The organism is Delftia sp. RIT313 (assembly GCF_000632165.1).
Taxonomy (GTDB): Bacteria; Pseudomonadota; Gammaproteobacteria; order Burkholderiales; family Burkholderiaceae_C; genus Comamonas; species Comamonas acidovorans.
The window spans coordinates 43,586-50,011 of record NZ_JFYT01000063.1 but is presented as its reverse complement, the minus strand read 5'-3'; the positions used below and the strand labels follow the sequence as shown (position 1 = coordinate 50,011).

General features: G+C 64.4%; 5 protein-coding genes and 1 tRNA gene. All 6 read right to left on the bottom strand.

Going from position 1 to position 6,426, the window contains the following annotated elements:
* Positions 1–265 precede the first annotated feature (265 nt).
* The 6 genes from BW39_RS19660 to cysS all read right to left on the bottom strand — a co-directional run bounded on the left by BW39_RS19660 (position 266) and on the right by cysS (position 6,307).
* Positions 266–358, bottom strand: a tRNA-Ser gene (locus tag BW39_RS19660).
* Between the two features lie 53 nt (positions 359–411).
* Entirely contained in the window at positions 412–1,677 is a 1,266-nt protein-coding gene (locus BW39_RS19655; protein ID WP_012204430.1) for an aspartate kinase, read from the bottom strand.
* 178 nt (positions 1,678–1,855) lie between these two features.
* Positions 1,856–2,815: a tRNA lysidine(34) synthetase TilS gene (gene tilS, locus BW39_RS19650; protein ID WP_200871530.1), complete on the bottom strand. Its 960-nt coding sequence runs from the start codon at positions 2,813–2,815 to the stop codon at positions 1,856–1,858.
* Positions 2,816–3,001: 186 nt separating this feature from the next.
* Positions 3,002–3,979: an acetyl-CoA carboxylase carboxyltransferase subunit alpha gene (locus BW39_RS19645; RefSeq protein ID WP_012204428.1), complete on the bottom strand. Its 978-nt coding sequence runs from the start codon at positions 3,977–3,979 to the stop codon at positions 3,002–3,004.
* An 83-nt stretch (positions 3,980–4,062) separates the two neighbouring features.
* Positions 4,063–4,872 (bottom strand): DNA-3-methyladenine glycosylase family protein, encoded by an 810-nt coding sequence (locus tag BW39_RS19640; RefSeq protein ID WP_034391589.1) that lies wholly within the window; start codon positions 4,870–4,872, stop codon positions 4,063–4,065.
* Between the two features lie 49 nt (positions 4,873–4,921).
* Entirely contained in the window at positions 4,922–6,307 is a 1,386-nt protein-coding gene (cysS, locus tag BW39_RS19635) for a cysteine--tRNA ligase (RefSeq protein ID WP_013803373.1), read from the bottom strand.
* Positions 6,308–6,426 lie beyond the last annotated feature (119 nt).

The following is a 6,426-nucleotide window of genomic DNA, read 5'->3' as shown; positions in this document are numbered from 1 at the left end:
CTTCCGACTCGCTGCGATCAGCGAAGCCTTGAATTCTAGCACAGTTTTTAGCGTCGTTGCAATCAAATTTCTTCGATCTTTTCAACACCAGCGATCTGCATCGCTTCTCTTCAGCAGAGCCTTGCATTGTAGCACGTTTTTTCAACCCGCCAACAACAAGAACCCTACCGCAGCAACCAGAGCATCAGCTCCAACCACCGGATCAGGCCGCCGAAGCAACCCTCTCATAAAAAAAGCCACCCTTGCGGGTGGCTTTTTTCTATCCTGGCGGAAACGGAGGGATTCGAACCCTCGATGAGGCTCTACACCCCATACTCCCTTAGCAGGGGAGCACCTTCGGCCACTCGGTCACGTTTCCGGAATGACGTTATTGTAACGTGCTTTTTTGCCGGTTTCGGCAAAACGATGATTTTATTCCGGCTTGTCGAGACCGAAGGCGGTGTGTAGGGCGCGCACGGCCAGCTCCAGGTACTTCTCGTCGATGACGACGGAAGTCTTGATCTCGGAGGTGGAGATCATCTGGATGTTCACGCCTTCCTGGCTCAGTGCACGGAACATGGTGGATGCCACGCCCACATGGCTGCGCATGCCGATGCCGACAATGCTGACCTTGGCGATGTTGGGGTTGCCGACGACTTCGGTGGCACCCAGGGCGGGCACGACCTTGTCGCGCAGCAGCTCCATGGCGCGCTGGTAGTCGCCCTGGCTGACGGTGAAGCTGAAGTCGGTTTTGCCTTCCTTGCTGATGTTCTGGATGATCACATCGACTTCGATGTTGGCATCAGCCACCGGACCCAGGATGCCGTAGGCGATGCCGGGGGTGTCGGGCACGCCGAGAACGGAGATCTTGGCTTCGCCGCGGTTGAATGCGATGCCGGATACGACGGCCTTTTCCATTTTTTCGTCTTCCTCAAAAGTAATCAGCGTGCCGGAGGTGGATTCTTCCTCCAGGTCGATGTCCCAGGGCGTGAAGCTGGAGAGCACGCGCATGGGCACCTTGTACTTGCCGGCAAATTCCACCGAGCGGATCTGCAGCACCTTGGAGCCGAGGCTGGCCATCTCCAGCATTTCCTCGAAGCTCACGGTGTTCAGGCGCTTGGCGGCCTGCACCACGCGCGGGTCGGTGGTGTAGACGCCGTCCACGTCGGTATAGATAAGGCACTCGGCCGCCTTCAGCGCCGCAGCCACGGCAACGGCCGAGGTGTCGGAGCCGCCACGACCCAGCGTGGTGACATGTCCGTTGGGATCGATGCCCTGGAAGCCCGTGATGATGACCACGCGGCCAGCGTCGAGTTCGGCGCGAACGCGTTTGTCGTCGATGGACTCGATGCGTGCCTTGGTGAAGCTGCTGTCGGTGCGCACGGGAACTTGCCAGCCCGAGAAGCTGATGGCTTCCACGCCTTCGGCCTGCAGCGCAATGGCCAGCAGTGCCGACGACGCCTGCTCGCCCGTGGAGGCCAGCATGTCGAGTTCACGGTAGTACGCCGTTTTGGCCGAGCCGGGAGCCAGCTCGCTGGCCAGACCCAGCAGACGGTTGGTTTCGCCACTCATGGCGCTGGGGACGACCACCATCTGGTGACCGGCACGAGCCCACTTGGCCACGCGCTTGGCAACGTTGCGAATGCGCTCTGTCGAGCCCATCGAGGTGCCGCCGTATTTATGAACGATCAGTGCCATTGGATATCAGGGTGACGAAACTGCTTGCCACGGCGCTGTACGACAGAGGGATGCCTGTGCAAGCCAGGATGTTCGAGAGGACTGCGCATGAAGCGAAATGTCCGCCCGGATCCGTCTTGCGCAAGCCGTTTGGTTTTGGCGCGCCGCCGGTTTTCGTACAAAGTTGGACCAAAACTCGTCAATTGTACCAATCGAGCACCGACCCCAGGCGCCGCACAAAACCCCGCCCCATCTTGAGATGGATGCGGTGGCCTCGCGTAAGGCAAACGCCGATCTGCGCGAGCAGCTGATCGAGCTGCGCGGCACTGGGCGTGGTGGCATGCACACTGCGCAGCCAGTGGCGCAGCACATTGGCCTGGCGCGCGGGGCTCAGCGCCTGCAAGGCGGTGATGCCGGGGGGGGTGCCGATGGCTGCCAGATCGGCCTGCGCCATCTCCTGCAGAAGCTCGGCCGCCTCGGCGCAATGCCGGCTGCTGCGCGCGAACGTGGCGCGAAACTGGGGAAAGGCCTGCTGCAGCGCGGGCAGCAACTGGGCGCGGATGCGATTGCGCGTATAGCGTGCGTCGGCATTGGTCGGGTCTTCCACCCACGCCTGGCCACGCGCCGCAAGCCAGTCACGCAGGACTTGGCCGGGCAGATCAAGCAGCGGACGATGCCATTCGAGATCCGCCCTGCTCCACTGCGCCGGCATGGCAGCCAACCCGGCCACACCGGCGCCGCGAGACAGGGCCAGCAGCAGCGTCTCGACCTGGTCGTCCCCATGTTGCGCCAGCGCCATGCTGCGAACGGGCGGCAAGGGCTCTCCGCTGGCGCCCTGCACAGGCCAGGGTTCGCGGGCGGCCTCTATCAGCGTTGCGTAACGCAGCTGGCGTGCGGCGTCCTCAGGACTCTGGCCCGGCGCGTGGCGTGCGTCCACGCGGCGAATCTTCAAAGGAACGGCATGCTGCGCGCAGACTTTCTCGCACTGGCCGACAAAGGCATCGGCGGCCGACTGCAGACCGTGGTGCACATGGATGGCCACGACCTGGCCCGGCCAGCGCTCGGCGCACGCCAGCAGCAGTGCCGTGGAGTCCGCACCGCCGCTGAAGGCCACGGCCAGCGGCAGTTGCGGCGCAAAGCGATGGATGGCCGCGTCCAAAGCGGCACCCGGTGCAGCACCTGGTGCGGCATCTGGCGCGGCTGCCGGAACATTGCGCAGTGGGTCGGTGATCGGAATTTCCACAGGCTTGGATCAGAGGTATCAGGACGCGGGCCAGGGATTGGCGCAAAAAGCAAACGGCTCCCAGGGGGAGCCGTTCAGTGTGCCAGAGCGTGGCGCAGGCCTTCAGCGGTTGTCGGCCTTGGTATCGGCGAAGCGGCCGTAGCTTTGCAGGCGCTCGTAACGGCGGTCCTGCAGTTCCTTGGGCTTGAGGTCCGCCAGCTGGCGATAGGCATCGCCCAGCGCGCGCTTGAGGAAAGCTGCCATTTGCTTGGGGTCGCGGTGGGCGCCGCCCACAGGCTCGTTGACGATCTTGTCCACCAGGCCCAGGGCCTTGAGGCGGTGGGCCGTGATGCCCATGGCATCGGCCGCGTCCTGGGCCTTTTCGCCGGTCTTCCAGAGGATGGAGGCGCAGCCTTCCGGGCTGATCACGGAGTAGACGGCGTATTGCAGCATCAGCACCTGGTCGGCGACGGCAATGGCCAGGGCGCCGCCCGATCCACCTTCACCGATGACGGTGGTGATGATGGGGGTCTGCAGCTGGGCCATTTCGTAGATGTTGCGGCCGATGGCTTCGGACTGGCCGCGCTCTTCGGCTTCGATGCCGGGGAAGGCGCCAGGCGTGTCCACGAAGGTGAAGACCGGCAGGCCGAACTTTTCGGCCGTCTTCATGAGGCGCAGGGCCTTGCGGTAGCCCTCGGGGCGCGTCATGCCGAAGTTGCGCAGCGTGCGCTCCTTGGTGTCGCGGCCCTTCTGGTGGCCGATGACCATGCAGGAAATGCCATTGAAGCGTGCCAGCCCGCCCACGATGGACTGGTCGTCGGCAAAGTGCCGGTCGCCGTGCATCTCGATGAAGTCGGTGAAGCAGTCGCGCACATAGTCCAGCGTGTAGGGACGCTCGGTATGGCGCGCGATCTTGGTGATCTGCCAGGGCGAGAGGTCGCTGTAGATGTCCTTGGTCAGCTGCAGGCTTTTTTTGCTGAGCTGCTCGATCTCTTCCGAGATATCGACTGCGCTTTCGGTCTGCACGTAGCGCAGTTCCTCGATTTTGGATTCGAGCTCGGCGATGGGCTGCTCAAAATCCAGAAAGTTCTTTTTCGCCAACTTGTTTCTCCTTGTCCCAGCCAGGCACGGTGCATGCGTTCCGGCCGGAAAACGGGGGTTGATCGGGTGTGATCGGTTTGTCTTCAGGCTGCAGGCTGCGGTTCGAGCGAGCGCCAAATATACCAAGTCGCCACGGTGCACCACGGCTTCCAGGCCTCGGCAACCTCACGCGCCTCGCTGCGGCTGACGGGGTCGCCTGAAAAATAGTTCTGGCTGATGCCCGAGATCAGGCCTGCATCGTCCAGCGGCAGCACATTGGGCCGCTGCAGGTAGAAGATGAGGAACATCTCGGCGGTCCAGCGGCCCACGCCTCGGATGGACATGAGCTCGGCCACGATGGCTTCGTCACTCATGCCCTGCCAGTCGTCCTGGTGCAGGCGGTGCTCGGTGAAGTGCATGGCCAGGTCCACCAGGTAGTCCACCTTGCGGGCAGACAGGCCCACGGCGCGCATGTCGTCCACCTTGAGCTTGAGCACCAGGTCAGGCGCCATGCGGGCGGGCAGGCGCGCGAACTTGTTCCACAGCGTCTGCGCAGCCTTCATCGAGATCTGCTGGCCCACGATGGAGCGCGCCAGCGTGGCGAAGGCATCGCCGCCGGGCTGCAGGGCCAGGTGGGCAAAGCGCGGGATCAGGCGCTTCATCACGCGATCGCGCCGCACCAGCTGGCGGCAGGCCTCGGCCCAGTAGGCCGGGGCACCCTCGGGCGGTGCGGGCAGGGATATCTTGGCCTTGGGAGCGGAGGCAGCGGCAGCGGCGGCCGCAGGCGCCGATCCTGCGCGCGCGCCCAGCGTCACCATCGGCAGCGGGGCCGGTTGCTGTTCGGGCACGGGCAGATCAGCCACCAACGGCAACTGCTCGAAATCCATGGTGTCCAGGGGTTTGGCGGAGGCCATCAAAGCACCTCCCCGCACCTGGCGCGGCACATCTGGCAAGGCATACGGATCAGCCCTTTGCGGCTGCCTCCCAGGTCGTGCCAGCGGGGGAGTCCTTGAGCACGATGCCCTGTTCCAGCAGCGCCTTGCGGATGCGGTCGGCCTCGGCCCAGTCCTTGGCCGCCTTGGCGGCTGCGCGTGCGGCAATCTGCGCCTCGATGGCGCCGGCATCCATCTCCGACGTGCCCGCCTGCAGGAAGGCCTGCGGGTCGCCCTGCAGCAGCCCCAGGCAGCCGGCCAATGCCTTGAGCAGGCCCGCCGTCTCGGCACTCTTGCTGCGGTTGACTTCGGCAGCCAGCTCGAACAGCACGGCCACGGCCTCGGGCGTGCCGAAGTCCTCGTCCATAGCCGCCTTGAAGCGTGCGGCAGCGGGATGATTCCAGTCGATGGCAACCTCGGCAGGCGCGACCAGGCTCAGCGCCGTGTACAGGCGCTTGAGCGCGCCGCGTGCGTCGTTCAGGTGCACGTCGCTGTAGTTCAGCGGGCTGCGGTAGTGGCTGCGCACGACGAAGAAGCGCACGGTCTCGGCGTCGTACTCCTTGAGCACGTCGCGGATGGTGAAGAAGTTGCCCAGCGACTTGGACATCTTCTCGTTGTCCACGTTGATGAAGCCGTTGTGCATCCAGACCTGCGAGAACGGCTTGCCGGTCGCGCCTTCGCTCTGGGCGATCTCGTTTTCGTGGTGCGGGAACTGCAGGTCGGCGCCGCCGCCGTGGATGTCGAAGCTCTCGCCCAGCATCTCGCAGCCCATGGCCGAGCACTCGATGTGCCAGCCGGGACGGCCCACGCCCCAGGGGCTGGCCCACTTGACCTCTTCCGGCTCGGCGGGCTTGGCGCTTTTCCACAGCACGAAGTCCAGCGGATCCTGCTTGCCGTCCTGCACGGCCACGCGTTCGCCAGCCTGCAATTCGTCCAGCGACTTGCCCGACAGCTTGCCGTAGCCGGGGAATTTGCGCACGGCGAAGTTCACGTCGCCATCCGTGCCCTGATAGGCCAGGCCCTTGTCCTGCAGACGGCCGATCATGGACAGCATCTGCGGCACGTATTCGGTGGCGCGCGGCTCATGCGTGGGGCGCTCGATGCCCAGGGCGTCGGCGTCCTGGTGCAGGGCGTCGATCATGCGGTCGGTCAGCGAGCGGATGGTCTCGCCGTTCTCGACGGCGCGACGGATGATCTTGTCATCGATGTCGGTGATGTTGCGCACATAGGTCACGCGATGGCCGCTGGCACGCAGCCAGCGCTGCACCACATCGAAAGCGACCATGGAGCGTGCGTGTCCCAGGTGACACAGGTCGTACACGGTCATGCCGCACACATACATGCGCACATGGCCCGGTTCGATTGGCGAAAACGCTTCCAATGCACGCGACAGCGTGTTGTAGATACGCAAACTCATGGATGTTTATCAGGGGAGAAAGGGTCGCTGCAGGGGGCGCGTCCCACGCGCCGCCGGACCCTTGGCGCCGATGCAGGCATGCTCAGCAGGGAGCAGGAGCGGCAGGCGCAGAGCCCGTG